Here is a 26,047-nt window from a genome sequence, read left to right as displayed (position 1 = left end):
TGAGGTCCCGGCTCAGACGCCGAGTTCCCGGCGGCGCTGCCCGAGCCAGGACGCGGGCGCAGGCGGCGCGCTCTGGCCGATCGACCAGAGCTTGCCGCGCCAGGCATGGACCGCCACCGTCTCGGCGGTGATCCGGGCACGGGCCGGGGCGTCGTCCGGTTGCGTCAGCAGATGGGCCTCGTCGTCGTCGAGGGGATAGAAGGCCGGTTTGGCCCGCGCGTGCTGCGTCAGGCCGAGCCGGCGGATGAAGTAGGTCAGCGCCCGGGGACCGATCGCCAGCCGTTCGGGGTGGATCGGGAATCGCCGGCCGGCCAGGATCTCGAGGCTCCGTTTCACGCGGATATGCCCCGTGGCCCAGGGCGTCCGGATCGGCACGCGGGTGATCGCCTCCCAGTAGCGCGCGATCAGCTCCGACTGCGCGGGCGCGTACAGGATGGCGTTGTTGATCCGGTTCGGATTGAGCCAGCCGAAGACGTAGTCGCCCCCCTCCGTCCCGGTCCGCAGGGGCTGGCGGAAGACGAAGTCAAGGTCCGACCAGATGCCGAGCCCGTTCCGAAGCAGGGCGAGCCGCACGTAGTCGGTGTAGAACGCGTAGGACCGGCGGGCGCGGTACAGGTCCGCCATCGGGTTGGGGCCGAGGATTTCACGGACGTCGTGCACGCTGCCGGGCAGGCCCTGCCCGCGCAGGTCGGAGACGGTGTGGGTATAGATCCGCAACTCGTGGCCGGCGGCGGCGATGGAGGCCGCGCTGAGCCGTTCGAGCCAGCTGACCGGCCCTTCCCAGTACGTCACGATGGGCGGCAGCGGCGCGGGCGGGCGATGCGGGGGGGCGTGCATGTCGGGGGGCCGGGCCACGGGAACGCTGCGTGCGAGCGCTCCTCTATCGCGCGCCCCGCGGAGTGACCACCGCTAAATCTCAGGCCCCGCTGCCCCATCCGTCGCGCCGGCGTTTCACGGGGGCTCACGCCAGCAGCCGGGCGCGGCGTCCAAGCCGGAGCGTCGCGGCGGCGCCCGCGAACATCGCGAACCCGAACACCCAACCGGAGACCGCGCCGGCCATGATGCCGGAGAGCAGCGTGCCGACGCTGCATCCGAGCCCGGTCATGGCCCCCCAGCCCAGCAGGATGCCGCCCACGACGCCGCGCAGGGCCTGGCCCCGCGTCGGGCGGGCGGGCCGGAACTGACCGGCCGCGAGGGCGGCGGCGAAGGCGGCCAGCACGAGGCCGCCGATGAACAGGCCGTTGGGCGTCAGCAGGGCGTCGCGCACGGCCGTGGCGCAGCCCCGGAAGCCGTCGAGACCTTCGAGCCGGTCCGGCAGCAGGCCGAGGCCGGCCGCCGCCTGCCGGGTCCGCCCGCCGATCTCCGCCGTGACCCCGAGGGGGCCGATCCGCAGATAGGCCAGCGTCGCGAGGGCGCCGACGGCGAGGCCTCCGAGCCAGACCGGCCAGCGGTCGACGAAGACGGCCTGCCAGGGCGTGACGCCGGCCGGCGCCGGGGTGCGGGCGGGCAGGTGGCGTAGGAACGTCAGCGCGAGGACGCCGAGGAGCGCGAGGGCGGCGACGAGGCTTCCGCCATAGCCGAGATGGCGCGGAAGCCAGAGAACCGGCGCCTCCGAGACGCTCGCGAGGTAGAGCGGGTTCCAGGTGGCGAACCCCAGCGCGAAGCCGGCCCCCGTGCCGAGGAGGGCGAAGGGCGCGGTCGGCGAGCCCTCGCCGAGGCGGTAGAGATGCGCGCTGATGCACGAGCCGGACACAGCCATGCCGGCCCCGAACACGACGCCCGCGAGGACCAGTACCGGCCCGACCGGTCCGATATGGGCGTCCGGCGGCAGCCGCGCCCCGGACGGGTCGGGCATCCAGGCCCCGAGGATCACCGCGTAACCCGCGACCCCCGCCGCCAGGGCCGCGAGGATGCCGAGCATCCCACGCGGATCGCCCGCGACCAGGAAGTCCCGCCACTGGCAGTAGAAGCAGAACCGACTGCGCTGGAGGACGAAGCCGAACAGCGCCCCGAAGACCAGCGACAGGGACAGGCGGGCGCCGTTCGGTTCATCGGAGAGGCGATGCGCCGCCCAGGCCAGCCCCGCCGCGACGGCGAGCGCCGCGCCGACCCGCGCGGGAAGGCGCAGGCGTTCCCGCATCCGCGCCGGCACCGGCACCGGCACGCGCATGGACGCCGTGCTCACCGCGGCACCGTCGGGCGGGCGTCCGCGGGCGCCGGGCTCGGTCGCATCTTGCCCGTTTGCCTCGGGCTCACGCGCATCGGGCTCATTTGCCGCCCCAGACGGTGCCGGCGAGGTTCACCACCGGCACGCCCACCGTGTTGCCGTATTCCGTCCAGGAGCCGTCGTAGTTGCGCACCGGATAGCCCAGGATGCGACTGAGCACGAACCAGGAATGGCTGGATCGCTCGCCGATGCGGCAGGAGGTGATGACGGGCTTTGTTCCGTCGATGCCGGCCGCCGCGTAGAGGGCCTTCAACTCGGCGGGCGACTTGATCGTCCCGTCCGGATTCACGGCCTTGCCCCACGGTACGTTGACCGATCCGGGGATGTGGCCGGCGCGGATCGCCAGTTCGGGCACGCCGGCCGGCGCGATCACCTTGCCGCTGAACTCGTCGGGCGAGCGGATGTCGAGGATCTGCTCGTCCCGCTCCTTGCGGGCGACGGCCAGTACGTCCGAGAGGCGTGCGCGCAGGGCCGGCGAGGCCGGGGACGCCTCGAAGCGCGAGGCCGCCACCTCCGCGGTGCGCGTGTCGAGGGGGCGCTTCTCGGCCTCCCACTTCTTGCGCCCGCCATCCAGCAGCTTGACGTTGTCCACGAGGCCGTACTGCGCGAACACCCAGGCGCCCCAGGCCGCGAACCAGTTGTTGTTGTCGCCGTAGAGCACCACGGTGGTGTCGCGGTCGATGCCGAGGCGCCGCACCAGGGCGGCGAACTTGTCCGGCCCGGCGATGTCGCGGCTCACGGTCTCCACGAGGTCGGTGTGCCAGGCGACGTTCTGGGCTCCGGGGATGTGCCCGCGCTCGAACTGGCCCGGCTCGACGCTGACCTCGACGATGCGCAACCCCTTGGCGTCGAGGTTCTTCTCCAGCCACGCGGTGCTGACGAGGGGGCTGGCCGCCGCCTGGCGCGCCGCGACCGGCTCCTGCGCGCGAGCCGCGGCGGGCGTGAGCGTCGCCAGAGCGAGGGCGAGCAGGCGGATCGATGTTTTGGGCACGGCGACACTCCGGTCGTGCGGGCGCGATCCCGGGCGCGGCGACGCGTGCACGGACAGATCACCCCGGGGGATGCAGGCAGTTCGGCGCGCCGCGACACCGGCCCGGCCGCGCCCCACCGAAGGATCGCCGCCGGGCGTCGTGGAAGCGGTGCGCCGGAAACGATTGTTCTTTGGGTCGGGCCATCAAGTCAATGAAATGCCATTCCGTATTGATCTCGACTTGTAAAACGGCGTTCCGCCGCGAGACCTGATCGAATGGAGGATTATCTTGTGCTTCCCGCACGTGTTGGCCATCGACGCGGACGGTCAGCCGTCCCGGCGGAACTGCCAGACAGCCAGGGGGGCGCCGGGGTCGGACAGCCGTTCGAGCCATTCGGGCGAGGCCGCACCGGTCACGAGTTGCCGGGCGAACGGCCGTTCCTCGGGCGACTCGGGGCCCGTGCCCGCGCAGAGGGCGAGGTAGTCGGCCCCCGATGCCGCGAGGGCGCGCTTCAGGGCGGCCTCGTCGCCGTGCAGGCCCTCCTCCGAGGCGGTCAGACCCGCGATGGCGCGGTGATAGGGCGCGGCCACGACGCCGTGGCGGGTCCGGAGCAGGATCGCGGGGCCCAGGTCGACGGGTGCCAGGATGGTGCCGGGGGCCAGGGCACCGAGGATGGACAGGACCCCGCCGGCATCGCAGGCCTGCGTAGTCGCAGGCCCGGTCTGCGTCGCCGCGCCGCTCGCGCCCACCGGGAACGCGCCGCCCGGATCCAGGGGCAGGAGCAGGGCCGTCCAGGATCGGGGCATCAGCGCGAGGGCCAGGGCGAGGATCGCGACCTTGCGGCTCGCCCGGACGGGCCGTCCCAGAATGGTGATCGCGTGATCGAGCAGGGGCCCGGCCACCAGGGCGACGAAGATGCCGGCCATGTAGAGTCCTCGCAGCTGGAACTGCGCCAGTACGAACCCAGCGAGGAGGAACGCGGCGGCCAGGGCCGCGGCCCGGCGCAGCGGGGGCCGCCCGCGCAGGGCCGCGTGGACGGCGACCAGACCGGCCAGCAGCGGCGGTACGCCGTACGCGAGGGCCGCTCCCGGCATCGTCAGGACGAGGCGGTGGAAGGGCTGCATCTCCAGGACGCGCTCCAGCCACTCGGAGCGGACAACGGCCGGAAGGTCCTGGAACGGTCCCGACAGGCAGCGCGGCGCGAGGAGTACGAACCCCGCCACCGTGACGGCTCCGCAGGCAGCGGCGAAACCGGCGCGGCGGCCCGGCGTGGCCAGGAATCCGCCGAGCCAGCCCGCGACCGGCGCGGTGGCGGCGGCCGCGACGGCGAGCCAGAGCCAGGGCGGCGAGAGCGCGTCGCAGCGCGTCACGCCCCAGAGGGCCGGGGCGGTCTGGACCGCGAACAGCGCGAGGCTGGTGCCGGCCAGCGCGAGGGCGAACCCGACCAGGGCCGGCAGGGCCGTCCGGCCCCGCAGGACCCAGTCGCCCACGAGGAACACGCCCGCGATCGCGATGAAGGGCAGCGCTTCGAGGCCGACGGCCAGGGAGGTCGCGGCCGCCATGCCGCCGAGCGCCGCCCGGCGGAAAGCGGGCACCGGATCGGCGAGGCAGAGGGCCAGGGCGAGGACGAGCAGCGCCTGAACGTTGTGATGGTCGATCCGCCCGAAGGCGAAAAGGCCGCCGAAATTCGCGGTCTGAGTCGCGGTGAAGAGTGCCAGCAGGGCGGCGCGGAAGCCGTACCGTGTGCGGACGGCGCGGTACACGAGCGCGAGGCAGAGGCCGAACAGGGCCGGGGGCCAGAGGGCCGCCACGAGCCCCTCCGCCAGGGGCTGGCCGAGCCAGGGCGTGGCGAGGCCGATCAGACCGGCCAGGGGCGCATCGACGAGGCGGGACCAGTGCATGCTGGCGCCGCCCGGCGGCATCAGCCGGTGCTGGACCATGTCGAACCAGCCCTGCCCCGCGAGGAAGTCGCGGACCTGGACGAGGCGCATGGCGTCGTCGGTGTCGGGCAGGACGAGGCCGCCCACCACGTCCCGGAATCCCGAAACGGGGTAGAGCATCCAGAGGCCGAGCCCCACGAGGAGCCAGAGGATCGCCGGGATGTCGAAGGCCGAGCGATCGGACGGGGCGGATGACGCCGCGGTGCTGTTGCCCGTGATCACCGACTGCCCTTATCCCCAATGCGTGCAGGGCGGTGCCCCGTCGACCCACGGGGATTGTCGCAGCAGAAGCTTAACGGGGCGGTGCGGCCGTCTGGCGACGCGCCCGAAACCCGTTGCCGCGCGTTGGTGCCGGGCATGGCGGCCGGTTCGCCCGCGCGCCGTACCAAATCGTTGCCCGAGCCGAGGTGGAGACGCATGACGACCAGCGCTGTGGTGATCGGCGCCTCCGGCGGCATCGGCCGCGCCCTCGTCGATGCCCTCGTGGCGCGGGGCGCCCACGGCACGGTGTTCGCCCTGTCGCGCTCCGGCGCGCCCGCCCCGGCGCCCGCCCGCGCCGGTATCGTCGACGTGACCGACGAGGCCTCGGTGGCGGCGGCGGCCGAGAACGTGGCCCGCGACGGTCCGGTGGGGCTGGTGATCGTGGCGAGCGGGCTCCTGCACGGGGACGGCGTCGCGCCCGAGAAGGCGATCCGGAGCCTCGATCCGATGGCCATGGCGACCGTGTTCGCGGTAAACACGATCGGCCCCGCCCTGGTCGCCAAGCATTTCCTGCCGTTGATGCCGCGCGCGGAGCGGTGCCGCTTCGCCGCCCTCTCGGCGCGGGTCGGATCGATCGAGGACAACCGCCTGGGGGGCTGGTACGCCTACCGGGCCTCGAAGGCCGCCCTGAATCAGATCCTGCGCACCCTCGCCGTGGAGGCCAGGCGCACCCATCCGGGCGCGATCGTGGTGGGCCTCCACCCCGGCACCGTGACGACGGCCCTGTCCCGGCCGTTCCGACCGGACACGGACGCGCCCGGCCTGTTCAGCCCGGCGGTCAGCGCCGCCCACCTGCTGAAGGTCCTCGATGGTCTCGGGCCGGAGGATACCGGGCGTGTCTTCGCCTGGGACGGGGCACGGATTCCCGCCTGACGCACCGCGACGGGAGGGCCGGAACCGCCGCACGCTGCCGCCATCAGGCCGGAAACAGGATTGGCGTTCCCCGGTTCGGTCTGCGGTGGCTGGATGCGCTGCGGCAGACAGGCGGCCGTCTCAGCCTATTTGGCCAAAAGCGCCTCCTCATTCGAGGAAGACGACGCCAAGCATATGCTTCGTCTTGCGGACGACTGCGCAGGGTCGGGTATAATTCTTGGAGATTATCCTGAGAATCAGCAGCTCCGGTATGCCTTCCGTCGATGTGACTTGAAGCAAGGCGCCTTGAACGGAGCTGTTGTGCACCAGGCAATGAACAGGCGGATCGCCGACGCCGACCGAAATCTCACCGGTCTGGAATCTGTCCCGGCGAACGGCATCCCTGCGCTCCGGTCTCGTCATGCCATCTCCATCCAGCCGCTGGCGTTGATGGATAGTCTGATCGCCCAGCCGATTACTGCACCGTTAAGAAAGCATGATCGGCGGGAATCGGCCACACAGATCTGCGCGCACCGCGACGATGCGCTCGGCACTCGGCGGCTGTTCGTCCGGCCGAGAGGAATGTTGCGATAGAGTCGGTCGCATCCGACTTCCGCCACTCGGACACGCGACGTGTCCCGCCCGGTTCTCACCGGAGGCGCCGAGCCGAAGTGCTGCTGTGAAGCGTGAAGATGGACCGGAGGTCGTCCTGCGCCGAGCGCTGCGAACCTGATCCGAACCGATCCCAGGTTCGCTGAACCCGAAGGATCTCCGGCTTATCCAACCCGTCTCGGACGAAGTCCGATGACATGAACAGGCTGGATGGTGGGCGCGACAGGGATCGAACCTGTGACCCCTACCATGTCAAGGTAGTGCTCTCCCGCTGAGCTACGCGCCCTCACCGGTGCCGTCCGGCGCCGATGAAGGGGGCTATAGCCGGAGGTCCGGGGGGGCGCAAGGCCCCTCGCGCATCGAAGATGCGTCGGGCACGAAAGGGTGCTCGGCATCCCGGATGCGCGGGAATCGGATGCCGCTGCACTGCGATGAAAAATGCGCTAAGGCCGGCACGGCGGTCCGTCCGGCCTAAGCGCGATAGACCGCCGGACATCGTCGATCCGGTCGTGTCGGGCGCGTTGCGCAGGCGTCGGTCGAGGCAGGTTCCGGTCGAGGCAAAAATCGGTTGAGGAATGCGATTCTACGTCGACCATGATCTCGGAGCGCTGATCCGGTGCTGGGTCGCGCCGGACAATCCGGTGGCCATCAGCCGGATTTACGTCGCCCTGGAGGGACGCCGGGTCGCGGAACTCGACGCCTGGCTCGTCGACGACGTGATCCGGCTGCAGGGTTGGCATTCCACCGGCCAGTGCGTGTTCGAGATCACCGACGCCCAGGCCCCGGGGATCAGCCAAGCCCGGCGCGTGGAACTCTACGACGCGGACACCAACGTGCTGATCTATCGGCGCTCGCCGCGAACCGACCTGATCCAGGCCAAGGTCGTTCTGGTCGACACCAGCATCATCGGCGACAGCGCGATCCAGTCCGTGCTGTTCGACCATTTCCAGCAGAGCTATTTCGGGGTCGGCACCCTCTCGGACGAGGTCCTGCGGGTGCTGTTCGAGAGCCCGTGGATGACGTCGTCGTTCTTCTCGGGCCTGATCCTGATGCCGCGCTACGAAGGGTCCTTCGTGGGCGACGAGATCCTCACCACGACCCTGATCCACGACCCCTACGTGGAGATGGCGACCCGCCTGCTCTGGCTGAAGGCGCGCGCCGCCATCACGGCCGATCCGGCCCAGGCCTGGCGCGCGGGGCAGCTGAAGGAGGCGGTCCAGGCGGTCAACGACTACGACTTCTCGGACAACCGGAGCCTGAAGCGCTTCTTCCGCATGCTGCCGGAAACGGCCTACCGCATGCTCTACAACCCCCTCACCCGGCAGTTCAGCACCAAGCTGCCGGACGACCGCCTGATGCCGGGCCATTCCATCGTGGCCATCGAGGTCCTGGCCCGCATGGGCATCGTCGGCCACCGCGACTACTTCGAAGCCTTCGCCGCCACCCTCCTCGATCGCCTCGGCATCGACGCGCAGGTGCCGGTTCCGGCCCCGATCCCCGCCGAGGCGCTGGAACTCGCCGCCCGCCTGCGGACCCTGAAAGCCGCCGAGGAGATGCTGGTGTTCGACGTCGCCATGGCGGGCGCGGTGCGCGACGCGGTCTCGAAGGGCTGGAACGCCTGAGCATGGACGCCGCCCCGGTGGCCTCCCTTCCGCGGCGGGGCGGTGCTCCGCGCGCGCGCGCCTTCGTGGCGGAGGGCGGCGGCCTGACCCTCGACGTGGCGGATGCCGGCCTCGGCGGCGTCTGGGCGACGATCCGGTTCCGCGACGCGGGCAGTGCCGGCGTCGCCCGCCTGGTGCTCGGTGCGATCATCGCGGGGCCGGACGGCACGCCGGAACCGGTCGCCCTCGCGGAGGCGCCGGCGGGGGGCGACGATTTCGTCTGGACGGGCCGGTTTCCCGAGGGCGTGCGGTCCTTGCGCCTGTCACCCCTGTCCCGCGAGGTGCCGTTCCGGCTCACCGCCTTCACGGTCCGGCGCCGCGGCCGGATCGCCCTTGTGGCGGGGGCCCTGCGCCGGGACCCGCCCCTGGCGGCGCGGGCGGTGTACTGGCGCGCCCTCGGCCTCAAGGTCCGGGGTCGTGCCCTGCTCCTGCGCGCCCTCGAACACCGTGCCGAGACGGGCTATGCGGCCTGGATCGCCCGGTTCGACACCCTGTCGGACCCGGATCGCCGGCGCATGCGGGACGAGGTCGCTGCCTGGGCCGAGACCGCGCCGCTGATCTCGGTGGTGATGCCGGTCCACGACCCCGACCCGCGCGTCCTCGAGGCGGCGATCCGGTCGGTGCGCGGCCAGATCTATCCGCGTTGGGAACTCCGCATCGTCGACGATGCCTCCACCGACCCGGCGATCCCGCGGCTGCTGGCCCGGCATGCCGGCGCGGAGCCGCGCATCCACGTGCAGCGCCGGCCGCAGAACGGCCACATCGCCCGCGCGACGAACGATGCGCTGGCCGAGGCGCGGGGGCGCTTCGTCGCCTTCCTCGACCACGACGACGTGCTGGCCGAGGGCGCGCTCTACCACGTCGCCGCCGCGATCCGCTCGGACCCGGACCTCGTGCTGATCTACAGCGACGAGGACAAGATCGATGGCCGTGGGCGCCGCTTCGAGCCGCATTTCAAGTCCGATTTCGACCGCGAACTCCTCTACGGGCAGAACTACGTCAATCACCTGACGGTGGTGCGCGCCGAGGCCGTGCGCGCGGCCGGCGGCCTGCGCCCCGGCTTCGAGGGCAGCCAGGACCACGATCTGCTGCTGCGGCTCACCGCCGGCCTCGACGCGGGCCGCGTCCGCCACATCCCGCGGGTGCTCTATCACTGGCGCGCGGCGGGCGGCTCCGGCACCTTCTCGGACCGGGCCCTGGCACGCACCGAGGATGCCCGGTTGCGGGCGCTGGCGGAAATCGCCGCACCCTCCGGCGCGCGGGCGGAGCGGGGGCCCCTCGGCTTCAACCGTCTGATGCGGCCCCTGCCCGATCCGGCGCCCCTGGTCTCGGTGATCATCCCGACGCGGGACCGCGCGGACCTGCTGGGCCTGGCCCTCGCGGGCTTGCTCTCGGGCACCGATTACCCGGCGATCGAGGTCGTCGTCATCGACAACGACAGCCGCGAGGCGGCGACCCGCGCGCTGTTCGCCCGCCACGCGGCGGACCCCCGGGTCCGCGTCGTCCCGGTGCCGGGGCCCTTCAACTTCTCCGCCCTCTCGAACCGGGGCGCCGCGTCGGCACGGGGGAGCGTCCTGCTTTTCCTGAACAACGACGTCGAGGTGATCGCGCCCGGCTGGCTGCGGGAAATGGTCTCGATCGCCCTCGATCCCGGGATCGGGGCCGTGGGCGCCAAGCTCCTCTACCCCGACCGGACACTTCAGCACGGGGGCATCATTCTCGGCATCGGCGGGGTCGCGGGCCACAGCCATCCCGGCATTCCCGAATCCGAGCCGGGCTACTTCGCCCGCATGGTGCTGACGCAGGAGGTCTCGGCCGTGACCGGGGCGTGCCTCGCGGTGCGGGCGACGCTGTTCGCCGCCTGCGGCGGCTTCGACGCGGACCATCTCGCCGTCGCCTTCAACGACGTCGATCTCTGTCTGCGCCTGCGTGCGGCCGGATACCGCAACGTCTGGACCCCGCACGCGGTGCTGATCCACCATGAATCGAAGAGTCGCGGCCCGGAGGACACGCCCGAGAAACGCGCGCGGTTCGAGGGCGAGGTGCGCGTCATGAAGACCCGCTGGGAGAGCCAGTTGAGGTCGGACCCCTACTACAACCCCAACCTCTCGCGGGCATCCGGCCGGTTTCGGCTCTGATGGTGCGGTGCGGCATCGATCGTCCGCACCGCAAAGTCGCCGCATTCGCGGGCTTTATCTAGAGCGGCCCATCCGCGATGCCGGGCGCATCCACCATGGCAGCGCGTTCGAGCAGGCTTCCCGGGCGGGGACGTTCAAGTCTCGCGTGTCCGGTCCCGGCCACGGCGAGGCATACGTTGCCGATAGTCTTGGCCGCACATCGGTCGCTGCGGTCGGCGATGGGGTTATTAAAGGAAAATTTGGGTGTATTCGCGCAGAATGTGGCCCTGGCGCGGATAGTCTTGGTCGTTCGACTGATGAATACGTGCAACAGGGGTGGCGCATTCTGCCGATATCCTGTCGGGCGCGCCCTCCCCGGTTGGACACCGACTTGGAGCCATACTAAGGATCGCATGGCTCACTCCGGTGGCGCCAGTCGATCTGTCCCCCGTTCAAGAGCGCGTGCGAATCGAACGTGACACAACGTACAGACATCGCGATCGTCGGCCGCGCCTGCCGGCTGCCCGGTGCATCGAGCGTCGAAGGGCTCTGGCAGCTCCTCACGGAGGCGCGCTGCGCCGTCGGGCGCATTCCGGATGATCGCTGGTCGCTGGAACGGTTCGGGCATCCTCGGGCCCAGGAGCGCGGCAAGAGCTACACCTGGTCGGCGGGTGTCCTCGACGACATCTGGTCCTTCGATCCCGGCGTGTTCGGCATCTCGCCCCGCGAGGCCGAGCAGATGGATCCGCAGCAGCGCCTGCTGCTGGAACTGACCTGGGAGGCCCTGGAGGATGCGGGCCTGCGTCCCTCGGACGTGGCCGGGAGCCAGATCGGCGTCTTCGTCGGCGCCTCGTCCCTCGATTACGGGAACCTGCGCGTCCTCGACACCTCGTCGGGCGATGCCTACGCGGCCACCGGCAACACGCTCTCGATTTTGTCGAACCGCATCTCGTACATCTACGACCTGAAGGGCCCGAGCTTCACCGTCGACACGGCCTGCTCGTCCTCCCTCGTCGCCCTCGACGCGGCGGTGGCCGCCATCTCAAGCGGCCGGATCGACACGGCGGTCGTGGCCGGCGTCAACCTGCTGGCGAGCCCCTTCAACTTCATCTGCTTCTCCAACGCGCAGATGCTCTCCCGCACGGGCCTGTGTCAGGCCTTCTCGTCGAGCGCCGACGGCTACGTGCGCTCCGAGGGCGGCGTCGTCCTGGTGCTGAAATCGGCGCGTGCGGCATTGCGCGACGGCAGCACCGTGCGCGGCGTGATCGCGGCGAGCGGCGTCAACTCGGACGGGCGCACCACCGGCATCTCGCTGCCCTCCGGCTACGCGCAGGGCGCCCTGCTGGAGCAGGTCTACCGCGAAGCCGAGATCGACCTCGATTCCGTGGTCTTCGTCGAGGCCCACGGCACCGGCACCCCGGTCGGCGACCCGATCGAGGCCAGCGCCATTGGCGGCAAGCTCGGACGGCCCCGCAAGGCGCCGCTGCCCATCGGCTCCATCAAGAGCAACATCGGTCACACCGAGCCGGTCTCGGGCCTCGCGGGCCTGCTCAAGGCGAGCCTGGCCCTCGAACACGACCTGTTCCCGACCTCGCTGCACGCGGCCGAACTGAACCCGGACATCCCGTTCCGCGAGCTCAATCTCTCCGTCACGAACAAGCCCCTGCCGTTGCCGCGCACCGGCAAGCCGCGATTCGCCGGCGTGAACTCCTTCGGCTTCGGCGGCACCAACGCGCACATCGTCCTCACCGACGGCGCGCCCGCCGCCGTGCAGGCGCCCGCCTCCGGGGCGGGCCGCACGCCCGAGGTGCTGCTGCTCTCCGCCCAGAGCCGCGCGGCGCTGAACGAACTCGCCCTCGACTATGCCGAGCGCCTCGAGGGTGCCGACGCGGGCGAAGTCGCCCGCATCGCGGGGGCCGCCGCCCATCGCCGCGAGCGCCTGTCCTCGCGCCTCGCCGTCTCCCTCGATGCCGACCTGCCCGGGGTGCTGCGCGCCGTGGGCGAGGCGGAGGACGCCCCGGCCGCCCTTCTCGGCACCGCCGTCGACCGCGCGGCCGAGGTCGCCTTCGTGTATTCGGGCAACGGCAGCCAGTGGGCCGGCATGGGCCGCGAGGCCTACGAGGAGAACGCCGCGTTCCGCACGGCCTTCGACCGGATCGACGCGCTGTTCCTGAAGCTCTCCGACTGGTCGCTGAAGGAGGCCCTGTTCGCCGAAGACCTCGAGACGCGCCTCGCGCTGACCCGGGTCTCTCAGCCGCTGATCTTCGCGATCTCCAGCGCCTCGACCACCGCCCTGCGGGCGCACGGCCTGAAGCCGAGCTACGTGCTGGGCCACAGCGTCGGCGAGATCGCGGCGGCCGAGGCCGCCGGCATCCTCAGCCTCGAACAGGCCGTGAAGGTCATCTTCTACCGCAGCAAGCACCAGGAGACGACGCGCGGCTTCGGCACCATGGCGGTGCTGCTGGCGCCGGCCGACGAGATCGCGGTCTTCCTGCAGGATTACCCCAGCCTCGACATCGCCGCCTACAACAGCCCCAAGGCCGTCACGGTGGCGGGGCCCGTCGAGGACATCGACGCGGCCATGAAGGCGCTGTCGCGCAAGCGCCGGCGCGGGCGCAAGCTCGACCTGGAATACCCCTTCCACGGCCGCCTGATGAACCCGACCGAGAAGCCCCTGCTGCGGGATCTCGCGGGTCTGAAGCCGCGCGCCGCCACCACCGCCATGATCTCCACGGTCACCGGCACGGTGCTGGCCGGCGAGGAGTTCGGTGCCGGCTACTGGTGGCGCAACATCCGCGAGCCCGTGCGCTTCTGCGAGGCCGTGCAGGAGGCGACCCGACAGGGCGCCCGAGTCTTCGTCGAGGTCGGTCCGCGCGCCACCCTGCTCTCGCATATCGGCGACGCCATCGAGCCGCTGGGCATCGAGAACGCCACCATCGGCGTGCTCCACCGCAAGCCGGCCGGCGCAGACCCGATCGCGCGCGCTGTCGCGGCCGCCCTCGTCCAGGGTGCCGCCGTGGACGACGACACCGTGTTCGGCGCCAATCCCGCGGGCGACGTGCCGCTGCCGCTCTATCCGTGGCAGCGCCGCCCGTTCCGCCTGGCCGAGACCACCGAGGGCGTCGGCGCCGCGACTCCGCGCCCCTACCACCCGCTCTACGGCTCGCGGCTCACGCCCGACGGCCTCGAGTGGCACGGCCACGTCGACATCGCGACGGTGCCGGACCTCGACGACCACCGCATCGACGGGCAGGCCATCCTTCCGGGCGCGGCCTTCATCGAGATGGCGCTCGGCGTGGCCCGCGAGGCGATGAAGAGCGACACCGTGGTGCTCGCCGAGTTCGAGATCCAGTCGCCGATGGTGTTCGGCGAGGATTCCCTGCGCGAGGTGGCCGTCCGCATCGCCGGCTCCGGCAACGCCATCCAGGTCCTCAGCCGCCCCCGCCTGACCCAGGCCGCCTGGCAGATCCACGCAGCGGCCAAGATCATCGACGGCAGCTTCGAGGCGCCGGCCCCGGTGGACATCCACGTGCCCGAGGAGCACGCGGTCGAGGGGGCGGCCCTGTACCGCCTCGCCGCCGCCTCCGGACTCGGCTTCGGCCCGAGCTTCCGCCAGGTGGCCCTGAGCGCGCGCCTGGACGAGACCACAATCGTCTCCGAACTGGTGCCGGCCGAACCCGATGCCCGCTTCGGCCTCGTGCCCGCGCGCCTGGATTCCTGCTTCCACGGCCTGATCCTGCTCTTCGCCGGCCTGATGGGCGAGGGCTCCACCAAGGCCTACGTCCCCGTCCGCTTCGGCGAGATCCGCCTCGTCAAGCCCGGCGCGGTCATCGCGCGGGCGATGATCCGGACCCGGCGCGCCAACGAGCGCAGCATCCTGGCCGATTTCACCCTCGTGGATGCCGACGGCGAGGTTATCGCCACCCTGCGCGAGGGCCGGTTCCAGGCCCTGCGCGCCAAGAACGGCAGCGATCTGGCCGCCTACGCGATCGCCCAGCGTCCCGAACTCGCCACCGAGCCGACCGCGATCCCCCTGACGCGCGGCGCCCGCATCGCAGATGCGATCCGGCCGGCGGTGAAGGCGGCGTTCGCGGCCTCCGAGGCGCCCCTGGCCCCCGGACACCTCCTCCTCGAGGGCTGGGCCACCTCGATGGCCTACCGCCTCGCGGAAGGGCTCCAGCGCGCCGGCACCGTGGCCATCGACGAGCGGGTTCCGGAGGCGATGCGTCCCTGGCTCCTGAACGCCCTCCTGGCGCTGGAGAGCAGCGACCTGGCCACCGTCGACGGCGAGCGGTGGATCCTGCGCAAGGACGTCACCCTGCCGGCGCCCGACGAGATCATGCGCTGGATCGCGGCCGACCATCCCGAACTCTCGGCCGAATTGGTGCTCACCGCCGATATCGGCGCCGTGATCGCCCGTCTGCTCGCCGGCGGCCTCACCGTCGCCCCGACCCTGTCGCAGAACGCCCTCGACGCGTTCATCCTGCGCAGCGCCACGGCGCGCGCCTCCGCCGACCTCCTGGCCGCCCTGGTCGAGTCCGGGCGCAGTGCCCTGCCCCGCGACCGGGCGCTGCGCGTGCTCCAGGTCGGCTTCGGTCCGCTCTCGGCGCAGGCCGCGGGCTTCACAGACGCCGTCGAGGCGCAGCTCACGGTGTTCGAGGCCGACCGGCGCCTCGCCGAGCGCGCCCGCCTCGCCCTGCCGCGCGGCGTCACGATCATCGAGGATCCGGCCGAGCTCACGGCGGGGGGCTTCGACGCCATCCTGGCGAGCAACGTCCTGCACCGCTCCGACCGGGCCCTCCTGGGCCAGGTCTCCGACGCCCTCGCCACGGGCGGCTTCCTCCTCGCGGTGGAACCCGGGGCCTCGCTGTTCCGCGACCTCGTCTTCGGCCTTACCCCGGACTGGTTCGACGGCGCCGGCGACCTTCCGGTCGGACGCCTCGACGACATCACCGGCTGGCAGCGCTCCTTGAGCGACACCGGCCTCGTGCGGGTGGCGGTGGACCGGGCGGCCTCGGCCAACGGCGACGACCTCCTGTTCATCGCCGAGGCCCCGCCGCGCACGAAGCCCGCCGCCGGGCAGACCTTCGCCTTCGTGATCGGCTCTCACGACGCCGTCGCGGCGGAGACCGCCTCCTCCCTCGCCACCCTGCTGGTGGCCAGCGGCGTCCACGTCTCGATCATCCTCGATTCGGAACAGTCCCTGCTCGAACTGGAGCGCGAGACACCGGACACGGTGGTGTTCCTGGCCGGTGCCTTCAACCACGCGGGCTCGGCGGCCGACCGCCTGCGCGAGCGCTGCCTCAGCCTGAAGCGCTGCGTCGAGCATCTCGGCAGCCGCCAGACCCGGCTCTGGGTCGTCTGCCCCGGTGCCACCCGCGACGGGGGCGACGCCACGGGTTCGGTGGAGGCCGGCGTCTGGGCCTTCAGCCGGACGCTGGCCAACGAGGTCGCCAACCTGGACGTGCGCCGGATCGACCTCGCCGAGGCACTCTCGACGAAGGCGGCCGCCGAGCGTCTGCGCGACCTCATCCTCTCCGGCACGGCCGAGACCGAGATCATCCTCGACACCGACGGCACCCGCGTGATCCGGTTCGCGCCGGGCCAGCGCGCCCGCCGCCCCGCCGCCGACGCGGTGCCGGCCGCCGCCGCCCGCCTGGAGCGCAGCAACACCGGCGGTCTCAACGAGATGGCCTGGGGCCCGGCGGAGCGCCGCGCGCCGGGGCACGGCGAGGTGGAGATCGCGGTCGAGGCCACCGGCCTCAACTTCCGCGACGTGCTCTGGGCGCTCTCCATGCTGCCCGAGGAGATTCTGGAGGACGGCTTCGCCGGCCCCCGCCTCGGCCTCGAAGTCGCCGGGCGCGTGCTCTCCGTGGGCAAGGGCGTCGCGGCCTTTAAGCCGGGCGACCGCGTCGTCGCCTTCGCGCAGTCGGGCTTCGCCACGCACGTGGTCGTGCCCGAACTCGTGGTGGCGCCGAGCCCGCCCGGACTCGACGCGCAGGCCGCCGCCACCGTGCCGGTGGCCTTCCTCACCGCCTATTATGGCCTCGTCAGCTGCGCCCGCCTGCGCCGGGGCGAGTGGGTGCTGGTGCATGGCGGCGCCGGCGGCGTCGGCCTCGCGGCACTCCAGATCGCCAAGCTCAAGGGCGCGCGCGTCATCGCCACCGCCGGGTCCCGGGAGAAGCGCGCCCTGGTCAAGGCGCTGGGGGCCGAGCACGTGCTCGACTCGCGCTCACTGGCCTTCGTGGACGAGGTCCGCCGCATCACCGGCGACGGTGTCGGCGTGGTGCTCAACAGCCTGTTCGGCGAGGCGATGGAGCGCAGCCTCAACGTCCTCAAGCCGTTCGGCCGCTTCATCGAGCTGGGCAAGCGCGATTACGTCGCCAACACCCATATCGGCCTGCGCCCCTTCCGCCGGAACCTCTCCTATTTCGGCGTCGACCTCGATCAGGTGCTCCAGCATCAGGGCGAGGACGGAGCCCGGCTGTTCCGCGAGGTCATGGCGCTGTTCAAGGAGGGCGGCCTGAAGCCCCTGCCCTTCCAGCCCTTCACGGCGGACGAAGTCTCGGACGCCTTCCGGCTGATGCAGCAATCGGGTCACGTCGGAAAGATCGTCATCGCGCCGCCGAAGCCCGGCAGCGTGATTCAGGCCGAGACCTCCGCCTTCTCGATCTCGCCGGAGGGCGTCCACCTCGTCACCGGCGGCCTCGGCGGCTTCGGCATCGAGGCGGCCCGCTGGCTGGCCGACCGGGGCGCGAAGCACATTGTCCTCGTCGGGCGCAACGGGGCGGCGAGCCCCGAGGCCAAGCAGGTGGTGGCCGATCTCGGCGGGCGCGGCGTCAACGTCGCCGCGATGGCCTGCGACATCACCAGCCGCAAGGCGGTGGACGGCCTTCTTGCCGAAGTGGAGCGCAACGGCCAGCGCCTCGCCGGCGTGATCCACGGCGCGATGGTGCTGCAGGACGGCCTCATCGCCAACATCGACGCCGCCGCCCTCGACGCGGTCATCCGCCCGAAGGTGATCGGCGCCGAGAACCTCGACGCGGCGACGCGGGGACGCGCCCTCGATTATTTCGTGATGTTCTCCTCGGCCACGACTTTCATCGGCAACCCCGGCCAGGGCGCCTACGTCGCGGCGAACGGCTTCATGGAAGGCCTCGCCCGCCGACGCCGCAAGGCCGGCCTGCCGGCGCTGGCCGTCGCCTGGGGCGCCATCGGCGATGTCGGGGTGCTGGCCCGCAACCGCGCGGTCATGGAGACCCTGGCGGGCCGAGTCGGCGTCACGCCGATGGATGCCCGCCACTGCCTCGACCTCATGGCCGACGCCCTGCAGGGCCAGGGCGGCAGCCCGGACGACGCCGTGATCGCCATCGCCTCGATGCACTGGGGCAAGGCGCGCGAGCGCCTCGCCACCATGAAGAGCCCGAGCTACGCCGAGCTCGGCTCCGACCAGCAGATGGAAGCCGGCACGGTGGCGGCCATCAATATCGGGATGCTCCTGAAGACCCAGGACATCGACGCGGTTCGCAAGACGGTGGCGGACGCCATCGTGGAGGACATCGCCCGCATCCTGCGCCTGCCCAAGGACGACATCAGCCGCGTGCGCCAGCTCTCCGAGATCGGCCTCGATTCGCTGATGGGCGTGGAACTCGGCGCCAGCCTGCAGGAGCGCTTCGCCCTCGAGGCGCCCCCCTCCGGCATCTCGTCGGGGCTGACCGTCAACGAGCTGACCGAGACCCTGATCCAGTCGATCTCGGCCCCGGTCGACGAGGCGGCGGCGGCGGTGATGAGCCTGGCTCAGCGCCACGCCAGCGAGGGCGTCGACGTGCGCACCCTCGAGCCCTTCCACGCACTGGTGGAAGAGAACAGCCTCGTGATCAAAGAAATCCTGCCTTGAAAACCTCCGCTCCGAAAGTATCCGCATGAGCAACCCCGCGAGACCGGACGGCGGACGCGCGGCCCTGGCGGGCTTCGTCACGAACCGCATGGGGCGCAGCGCCAGCCGGCCGGCTCCGGCCCGGACGGCCCAGCGCCCCTCGAGCGATCCGTCCGTCCAGAACTTCGAATCCTTGCCGGGCTATCGGGAATTGCGGCTCCAGCGCTCGGCGGCCGACCTGATCGGCCTCGGCAATCCGTTCTTCCGGGTGCACGAGACCCGGGCCAGCGCCACGACCCGCATCGACGGCAAGTCGTTCATCAACTTCTCGTCCTACGACTACCTCGGGCTCAACGGTCATCCGGACGTGAACGCCGCCGCGGCCCGCGCCATCGAGGCCTACGGCACCTCGGCCTCCGCGAGCCGGATCGTGGCCGGCGAGCGCCCGGGCCACCTCTCCCTGGAGAAGGCCCTCGCCGAGCACTACGACACCGAGGCCTGCGTGGTCATGGTGAGCGGGCACGCCACCAACGTCACCACCATCGGCGCCCTGCTCGAACCCGGCGACGTCATCTTCCACGACGCGCTCAGCCACAACAGCATCGTCACGGGGGCGCAGCTCTCCGGCGCGCAGCGCCGCTCCTTCGCCCACAACGACCTCGACGCCCTGGAGACCCTGCTGGGCGCCACGCGCCACGAGCACCGCCGGGCGCTCATCGTGGTCGAGGGCCTCTACAGCATGGACGGCGACGCGCCGGATCTCGCCGCCCTGATCGGCCTGAAGCAGCGCTACGATTGCTGGCTCATGGTCGACGACGCCCACGGCCTCGGCGTTCTCGGCCGTACGGGCATCGGTCTCGCCGAGCATTGCGACGTCGATCCGCGCGGGGTCGACATCTGGATGGGCACGCTCTCGAAGACGCTGTCCACCTGCGGCGGCTACATCGCCGGCCCGGCGCCGCTGATCGAATACCTGAAATGCACCGCCGGCGGCTTCATCTTCAGCGTCGGCATCTCGCCGCCGCTTGCCGCCGCCGCCGAGGCCGCCCTCGAGATCATGCATGCCGAGCCGCACCGGGTGGAGCGCCTGCGCCAGAACGGCCACCTGTTCCTGTCCTGCGCCAAGAAGCACGGCCTCGACACGGGCACGAGCCTCGGCCTCGCGGTCATCCCGGTCATCATCGGCGATTCCCTGAAGTCGGTGACCCTGTCGGACCGCCTGTTCAAGCGCGGCATCAACGTGCAGCCGATCATCCACCCGGCGGTGCCGGAGCGCTCCTCGCGCCTGCGCTTCTTCATGACCTCCGAGCATACGCCGGAGCAGATCCGCGAGACCGTGGACGCGGTCGCCGAGGAACTCGCGGCGATCGAGAAGGGCGGCTCGCTCATCGAGCAACTGATGGCCAAGCGCGGCAAGCCGTAGGATTCCGGCGCGGCGCCCATCTGGGATGCGTCACATTTTAAGCATCGGCGCCCGACGCCGGTGCTTTTTTATGCGTGTCGCCCGCGTGCGGCGGATTGCCCTCGGGCCCTGAACAGGAGACGATCCCCTCGCCATCTCATGTCTCGGTCGCCTCCGGAACCCGGCCCGGGATGCGGCGTTCGTCCCAAGCCCGTCGGTCAGGAGCCCGTGATGAGACAATCGACTGCCGCTTCCATCGTGCGTCGTCTGATCAAAACCGTCGCCGAGGCCAGCCGGTCGTTCATCGGTTCGGTGGTCGAGGGTGCGATGCCGGCGCCGCAGCCGGTCCCCGTCCGGGTTCGCGCCGGCCGCCAGCGCCGCTGAGGCGCCTCGGCCGCGCATCGTCGTGAGAGCGTGACGGGCGTCAGGCGCCCGTCAGCGTATCGAACAGAAGCTTCACGTTCAGCGCGACGATGACCGTCGCAATGACCCAGGCCAGGATCTTGAGCCAGCCCGGGATCACGTGAGGGCCCATCTTGCCCTTGTCCGAGACGAAGCCGACGAGCGGGATCACCGCGAACGGCAACTGCATCGACAGCACCACCTGACTGAGCACCAGCAAACGCGCCGTGCCCTGCTCTCCGTAGAGCGCGGTTACCCCCACCACCGGCACGATGGCGATGCCCCGGGTGATGAGGCGCCGGGCCCAGTCGGGGATCCGTAGGCGCAGGAACCCCTCCATCACGATCTGTCCGGCGAGCGTCGCCGTCACGGTGGAGTTGAGGCCCGAGGCCAGGAGTGCCACCGCGAACAGCGTCGAGGCGATCCCGGCGCCGAGGAGCGGCGAGAGCAACTCGTAGGCCTGCTCGATCTCCTGAACGTCGGTGCGTCCTTGCGCGTGGAACACTGAGGCCGCCATGATCAGGATCGCGGCGTTGACGAAGAGGGCCAGCATCAACGCGATGGTGGAATCCGTCACCGCGAAGCGGATCGCGCCCCGACGCCCGGCCTCGTCGCGGGGATAGGCACGCGTCTGCACGATCGAGGAGTGCAGGTAGAGATTGTGCGGCATCACCGTGGCGCCGATGATGCCGATGGCGATGTAGAGCGCCGCCGGGTTCGTTACGATCTCGGCGGTCGGCAGGAAGCCCCCGAGGATCGCCTGGATCGGCGGCGCCGCGAGCGCGATCTGGATGCCGAAACACACGAAGATGACCGCCAGCAGCGCGATCACGAAGGCTTCGAGGGCACGGAAGCCGCGCCGCATCAGCAGCAAGATCAGGAACACGTCGAGGGCCGTGATGGTCGCGCCGAGGACGAGGGGAATGCCGAACAGCAGTTTCAGCGCGATGGCGGTGCCGATGACTTCGGCAAGGTCGCAGGCGATGATCGCGGCCTCGCAGGCGATCCAGAGCAGCAGGCTGACCGGGCGCGGATAATGGTCGCGGCAGGCCTGCGCGAGGTCGCGGCCGGTGGCGATGCCGAGGCGCGCGGCGAGCGCCTGCAGCACGATCGCCATCAGGTTCGAGAGCAGGATGACGGCGAGCAGGGTGTAGCCGAACTGCGCGCCCCCCGCGATGTCGGTGGCCCAGTTGCCCGGGTCCATGTAGCCGACCGAGACCATGTAGCCCGGGCCGATGAAGGCCAGGAGCCGGCGTAGCCAGGAGCCCCCCGCCCGCACCGGGACGCTGCCATTCATGCGCCCGAGACTGGGCTGCGCGCCCGTCGCGTCGTCGAACCTCCAGGAGCCCCGCGGCTCCGCCACGGTCCCGGGGGTCGTCGCCTGTTCGTTGAAAGCCATGCCCACGCTTGCCGTTCGCCGAGACGGGATCGAGCGCGCCAAGCGCTCGAATGGTCACGGTCCGAGGCGTTATAGCAGGGGCTATACTAAGAGCAACAGGCTAACTGACAGGCACGAAACGTCTACCGCTCCGTCGCTCTCGGGACGAAAACCGAGCGCGGCTGGGCGGTTTCTTATGGCGTCGGCCGCCCGGCGCCATCAGGACGCCAGCGTCTGGAGGTTCCGGTCGATGGCCGCGACCCCGTGCGCTGCGGTCTGCATGCTCATGGAGATCTCGCGGGTCACCGCGCTCTGTTCCTCGACCGCCGAGGCGAGGCCCGTGACGAACCCCCGGACCGCGTCGATGGACCGGCCGATGGCGGTCAGCGCCCCGACCACATCCCCGGAGATCGACTGCATCGCCTTGATGTCCTCCGCGATGCGGGCGGTGGCGCTCGTCACCTGGTTGGAGAGGTTCTTCACCTCGCCGGCGACCACGGCGAAGCCGCGCCCGGCCTCGCCCGCGCGGGCCGCCTCGATGGTGGCATTCAGCGCCAGGAGATTGATCTGCCCGCCGACGCCCTGGATCAGCTGGACGATGCCGTTCATCGAGCTCGCCGCGTCCGCGAGCTGGCCCGTCGCATGGTCGGCGGTCTTGGCGCGGCCGTCCATGTCATCGACCTCCTGGCGGGACCGCGCGAGGCTGCTGGCGATCTCGCTGATCGAGGCGTTCAGCTCCTCGGCCGCCGCCGCGACGGTCTGCACGTTGGTCAGGGTCTGCCCGGAGGCGTGCGCCGCATCGATCTGCGAGCGCATCCGTGCGGTGATGTCGGTGGCGAACTTCACGACCTTGAACGGGCGGCCGGCGAGGTCGAAGATCGGGTTGTAGGAGGCCTGGATCCAGATCTCCCGGCCGCCCTGGCCGACGCGCTGGAAGATGCCGGACTGGAACTCACCCCGGCCCAGGGCGGCCCAGAATTCGCCGTAGGCGGCCGAGGCCGCGTAGGCCGCATCCACGAACATCCGGTGGTGCCGCCCCCGGATCTCGCCCAGCCCGTAGCCGAGGACGTCGAGGAAGTTCGTGTTGGCGTCGAGGACGGTCCCATCGAGGTCGAAGTGGATCACGCCCTGCGAGCGACCGATGGCCTCGACCTGCCCCTGCATCTCGGCGTTGCGGACCTTCCCGGCGGTGATGTCCGCGGCGAACTTGACGACCTTGATCGGCCGGCCCGACGGATCGAAGACCGGATTGTAGCTCGCCTGGAGCCAGATCTCGCGCCCGTCCCGTCCGACGCGGCGGAACTCGCCGGTCTGGAAGCTGCCGCGGCCCAGGGTTTCCCAGAAGGCGCGGTAGGTCGCCGAGTCCCGGTCCTGCGGGTCCACGAACATCCGGTGGTGCTGGCCCTGCACCTCGGCGAGGGTATAGCCGACCAGGCTCAGGAAGTTGGCGTTGGCCTTCAGGATCGTCCCGTCGAGGGCGAACTCGATCACGCCCTGCGAGCGGTCGATCGCCTCGATCTGACTCAGTGTGTCGGCGCTGCGCATCTTCTCGGCGGTGATGTCGGTGGCGAACTTGACCACCGCGATGGCGCGCCCATCCGGGCCCAGGATCGGATTGTAGCTCGCCTGGAGCCAGATCTCGCGTCCGTTCTTGCCGAGGCGGCGGTATTCGGCACGCTGGAACTCCCCCTTGGCCAGGCCGGCCCAGAAGGCCCGGTAGGCGGCACTTTCGCGCTCGGCGGGGTCGACGAAGAGGCTGTGGTGCCGCCCCCGGATCTCGTCGAGGCTGTAGCCGACCGTCGCCAGGAAGTTCTGGTTCGCGGTGACGATGGTTCCGTCCGGCTTGAACTCGATGACGGCCTGCGAGCGATCCAGGGCCTGGAGCTTCGCCGATGACCCGCGATTGAAGAACGTCATGGCCTGGATTCCTGGTTCGCGCGCGCCGTATGCGATCGGAGCCGAGCGGTTCGAAGGAGAGTCGAATGATCCCGGGTATGACTACATGGGATACGAGAGACACGCTGAGGCGTTCGACTTCGTGTGGTCAGGGATTTGGTTTTTTTTTACTGAGCACGGATCGTAAAACCGCAGCGAAGTGGGTTAATATTCAAGATCAGGTTTGCGGAAGCTGTTCCCCTGCTTCGTGCGGCCCGTCTCGTGAGCGCCTCGGCTCCGGTGACGGATCGGTCAGATCAGGCTCCCCTGGCCCCTTGGCGGTTCGGCCGGGACGGATGCTCCGTCCCCCCCCTCCCCGCTTCGGCGACCCTTCCGCGGCTTCGCTGATGAGTGCGAGTATGGCGCCGGGCCGGTTAAGATTCACTGAAGGTCGCCGGTTCGACAAATATAAACCTGAGCCAATGTTTGATCACATGTGGGTGATGAGCGGTGTGGCAAATATAGATCCAATCTATAGCGTTGATTGGAGCTAATTCGCTGACCCTGGGCGAGCTTCGGGTTGGTAGAGCGCCGTGCGCCCCACGCGATCCGAAGCTTCGCCTTAGTGTAGCGGGAGATTCCGGGGTCGATCCTGGGCCGCCCGCGTCGCGCCGACGCGGGTGGACCCACGGCAGCGCTTGCCCGGGCGACCCATTGATGTGTGGCCCGCGCGAGCCGATGTGGTCCGCCTCGGCCGTTGCTTTCGTCCGTCGGCCTCAGGCGGCGCGCGGACCCGACAGCGGAGCCGGCGCCATCACGTAGGTGTTGCGGCCCCCGCCCTTGGCCTCGTAGAGGGCCGCGTCGGCGGCGGCGACGAGACTCTGCGCCGAGCCCGTGCCGGGCGCCAGGCACGCGACTCCGAGGCTCACGGTGACCACTCCGTGGGGGCTTGCCGCGTGCTGCAGGGCGTTGGCGATGACGGCGGCCCGGATGCGTCGCGCCGTCGCCTCGGCCTCGATCCACGTGGTCTCGGGCAGAATCGCGGCGAATTCCTCGCCGCCGATCCGGCACAGGGTCGCACCCGGCCGGGCGGCTGCCCTGACCAGGGCCTCCGCGATCGTCCGCAGGGCCGTGTCGCCATGCTGGTGGCCGTAGCAGTCGTTGAAGGCCTTGAAGGCGTCGGCATCGAGGAGGATCAGCGCCAGGGGATGCCCCATGCGCTGGGCCCGGCGCAGGTCGCGCGCCAGCACTTCGTCGAACCGGCGCCGGTTGTTGAGGCCGGTCAGGGGATCGGTGACCGCGAGCTGGCGCAGTTCGTCGTTGAGGCGGGCGGTGGCCTGCTCGGCCTTCCGGCGCTGGATGAGCTCGCGCCGCAGCAGGGCCGTGAGGACCAGGGTGGCGCCGCACAGGATCAGGACGATGCCGCCCAGGGTGATCGCCTTGCGCCACCATGCGGCGTAGATCGTCTCCAGGGGAACCGACAGGCTGACGACCAGGGGCAGGTCGCCGACTTGCGAGAAGGCGAAGCGCCGCTGATCCTCGCCGATCATGGCCGTGCCGTCGAACAGGCCCTCGCGCGCGGCACGCATGGTCTGGAAGCTCTGCGACTGCGCGACGTTGGTCCCGACGCCCGCCTTGGGGTCCCGCATCAGGACGGTGCCGTCCCGGGTGAGCAGGCTGATGGCGTCCCCGGCCTGGCGGCCGGCGGTCGCGAACAGTTGTTCGAAGTGGTCGAGGAAGATCACGCCCACCACCACGCCCGCGAAGCCGCCGTCCGGATGCGAGACCCTGCGGCTCAGGGGCAAGCCCCAGCGTCCGGAGCTGCGGGACAGGATCGCCTTGCCGATGAAGAGGTCCGGGCTCGGGTCGCGCAGATGATGCTGGAAGTATTCCCGGTCCCGCGCGTTGAACGGCGCCATCGGGCGCGAAGTCAGGATCGGGCCGCCCTCGGAATCCAGCAGGGCGATCAGGCCGAAATTCGTGGCCGTCGCGGCGCGATCGAACAGGATCATGTGGCGCAGTTCCGGGTCCGCCTCGCGAACTCGCTGCTCCTTCATGCCGTCCACGATGCCCCGCAGGGAAAGGTCGTAGAGCTCGACGTTGCGGGCGATGTCGCGCGCCATCAGGGTCACGAGGCTGCGCGCCGTGACCTTGGCGCGCTCGTCGATCTCCCGGCGCATCTCGAGGAGCATGACCGCGCACACGCCGCAGAGGGCGGCCGCCACCAGGGCGTTGAACAGCACCAGCCAGGCGGCCGAAGGAACCAGCCGGCGCATCCGTCTGCGCAGGGCGCGGTATGTCGGCGGGGTCTCTCGCAAGATGGGGACTGACATCGGCTGCCGGGTGATGATCTGCCCCGGACCATGACTCGGCATCGGTTGACGAAACCTTCGCGGAATCATGCGCCCGCAGAAACGTGTTCGCGCCGGATCGTGCGCCCCCGGGATCGTGCGCCTCCGGGATCGTGCGCCTC

General features: G+C 70.8%; 14 protein-coding genes and 1 tRNA gene. 7 read left to right on the top strand and 8 right to left on the bottom strand.

Going from position 1 to position 26,047, the window contains the following annotated elements:
- Positions 1–12 precede the first annotated feature (12 nt).
- From K2X24_RS19930 to K2X24_RS19915, 4 genes are all read right to left on the bottom strand, one after another.
- Positions 13–837, bottom strand: coding sequence for a hypothetical protein (locus tag K2X24_RS19930; protein ID WP_292500369.1), 825 nt, complete (start codon positions 835–837; stop codon positions 13–15).
- A gap of 124 nt (positions 838–961) precedes the next feature.
- Positions 962–2,185, bottom strand: coding sequence for a YeeE/YedE family protein (locus tag K2X24_RS19925; protein WP_292500367.1), 1,224 nt, complete (start codon positions 2,183–2,185; stop codon positions 962–964).
- A gap of 82 nt (positions 2,186–2,267) precedes the next feature.
- Positions 2,268–3,092, bottom strand: a complete 825-nt coding sequence (locus tag K2X24_RS19920) for a sulfurtransferase (RefSeq protein WP_292500378.1) — start codon at positions 3,090–3,092, stop codon at positions 2,268–2,270.
- 432 nt (positions 3,093–3,524) lie between these two features.
- Positions 3,525–5,360 carry a hypothetical protein gene (locus K2X24_RS19915; protein WP_292500365.1) on the bottom strand — a complete coding sequence of 612 codons (1,836 nt, stop codon included), beginning with the start codon at positions 5,358–5,360 and terminating at the stop codon, positions 3,525–3,527.
- A 195-nt stretch (positions 5,361–5,555) separates the two neighbouring features.
- On the opposite strand from K2X24_RS19915, the gene K2X24_RS19910 reads away from it, so the two are divergent.
- On the top strand, positions 5,556–6,272 hold the full coding sequence (locus K2X24_RS19910) for an SDR family NAD(P)-dependent oxidoreductase (protein WP_292500363.1): 717 nt from the start codon (positions 5,556–5,558) through the stop codon (positions 6,270–6,272).
- A gap of 60 nt (positions 6,273–6,332) precedes the next feature.
- Entirely contained in the window at positions 6,333–6,845 is a 513-nt protein-coding gene (locus tag K2X24_RS19905) for a hypothetical protein (protein ID WP_292500360.1), read from the top strand.
- Between the two features lie 229 nt (positions 6,846–7,074).
- Here K2X24_RS19905 and K2X24_RS19900 read toward each other — a convergent pair.
- Positions 7,075–7,149, bottom strand: a tRNA-Val gene (locus K2X24_RS19900).
- Positions 7,150–7,438: 289 nt separating this feature from the next.
- Between K2X24_RS19900 and K2X24_RS19895 the strand changes: the two genes are divergently transcribed.
- The 5 genes from K2X24_RS19895 (at position 7,439) to K2X24_RS19875 (ending at position 20,303) form a co-directional block, all read left to right on the top strand.
- Positions 7,439–8,485 (top strand): hypothetical protein, encoded by a 1,047-nt coding sequence (locus K2X24_RS19895; protein ID WP_292500358.1) that lies wholly within the window; start codon positions 7,439–7,441, stop codon positions 8,483–8,485.
- A 2-nt stretch (positions 8,486–8,487) separates the two neighbouring features.
- Entirely contained in the window at positions 8,488–10,662 is a 2,175-nt protein-coding gene (locus K2X24_RS19890; protein WP_292500356.1) for a glycosyltransferase family 2 protein, read from the top strand.
- Between the two features lie 454 nt (positions 10,663–11,116).
- The gene (locus K2X24_RS19885; RefSeq protein ID WP_292500354.1) at positions 11,117–18,538 is read left to right on the top strand and encodes a type I polyketide synthase; all 7,422 of its coding nucleotides are present in this window, start codon (positions 11,117–11,119) and stop codon (positions 18,536–18,538) included.
- A 25-nt stretch (positions 18,539–18,563) separates the two neighbouring features.
- A complete protein-coding gene (locus K2X24_RS19880; RefSeq protein WP_292500353.1) occupies positions 18,564–19,940 on the top strand; it encodes an aminotransferase class I/II-fold pyridoxal phosphate-dependent enzyme in 1,377 nt (458 codons plus the stop codon).
- 210 nt (positions 19,941–20,150) lie between these two features.
- Positions 20,151–20,303, top strand: a complete 153-nt coding sequence (locus K2X24_RS19875) for a hypothetical protein (protein ID WP_238277601.1) — start codon at positions 20,151–20,153, stop codon at positions 20,301–20,303.
- Between the two features lie 40 nt (positions 20,304–20,343).
- Here the strand turns inward: K2X24_RS19875 and K2X24_RS19870 are convergent, their stop codons facing one another.
- From K2X24_RS19870 to K2X24_RS19860, 3 genes are all read right to left on the bottom strand, one after another.
- Positions 20,344–21,720, bottom strand: a complete 1,377-nt coding sequence (locus tag K2X24_RS19870) for an Nramp family divalent metal transporter (RefSeq protein WP_292500351.1) — start codon at positions 21,718–21,720, stop codon at positions 20,344–20,346.
- Positions 21,721–21,918: 198 nt separating this feature from the next.
- On the bottom strand, positions 21,919–23,616 hold the full coding sequence (locus tag K2X24_RS19865; protein WP_292500350.1) for a PAS domain-containing methyl-accepting chemotaxis protein: 1,698 nt from the start codon (positions 23,614–23,616) through the stop codon (positions 21,919–21,921).
- Between the two features lie 734 nt (positions 23,617–24,350).
- On the bottom strand, positions 24,351–25,850 hold the full coding sequence (locus tag K2X24_RS19860; RefSeq protein ID WP_292500348.1) for a sensor domain-containing diguanylate cyclase: 1,500 nt from the start codon (positions 25,848–25,850) through the stop codon (positions 24,351–24,353).
- Positions 25,851–26,047 lie beyond the last annotated feature (197 nt).

This window comes from Methylobacterium sp., from assembly GCF_019750675.1.
In the GTDB taxonomy this organism is placed as follows: domain Bacteria; phylum Pseudomonadota; class Alphaproteobacteria; order Rhizobiales; family Beijerinckiaceae; genus Methylobacterium.
This window is presented reverse-complemented; position numbering and strand designations above follow the sequence as displayed.

Bases quoted from the DNA above. Each gene is read 5' to 3' on its own strand.
- K2X24_RS19890 (WP_292500356.1), top strand. From the start codon at position 8,488: ATGGACGCCGCCCCGGTGGCCTCCCTTCCGCGGCGGGGCGGTGCTCCG.
- K2X24_RS19895 (WP_292500358.1), top strand. From the start codon at position 7,439: ATGCGATTCTACGTCGACCATGATCTCGGAGCGCTGATCCGGTGCTGG.
- K2X24_RS19860 (WP_292500348.1), bottom strand. From the start codon at position 25,850: ATGCGCCGGCTGGTTCCTTCGGCCGCCTGGCTGGTGCTGTTCAACGCC.
- K2X24_RS19870 (WP_292500351.1), bottom strand. From the start codon at position 21,720: ATGGCTTTCAACGAACAGGCGACGACCCCCGGGACCGTGGCGGAGCCG.
- K2X24_RS19865 (WP_292500350.1), bottom strand. From the start codon at position 23,616: ATGACGTTCTTCAATCGCGGGTCATCGGCGAAGCTCCAGGCCCTGGAT.
- K2X24_RS19875 (WP_238277601.1), top strand. From the start codon at position 20,151: ATGAGACAATCGACTGCCGCTTCCATCGTGCGTCGTCTGATCAAAACC.
- K2X24_RS19880 (WP_292500353.1), top strand. From the start codon at position 18,564: ATGAGCAACCCCGCGAGACCGGACGGCGGACGCGCGGCCCTGGCGGGC.
- K2X24_RS19910 (WP_292500363.1), top strand. From the start codon at position 5,556: ATGACGACCAGCGCTGTGGTGATCGGCGCCTCCGGCGGCATCGGCCGC.
- K2X24_RS19930 (WP_292500369.1), bottom strand. From the start codon at position 837: ATGCACGCCCCCCCGCATCGCCCGCCCGCGCCGCTGCCGCCCATCGTG.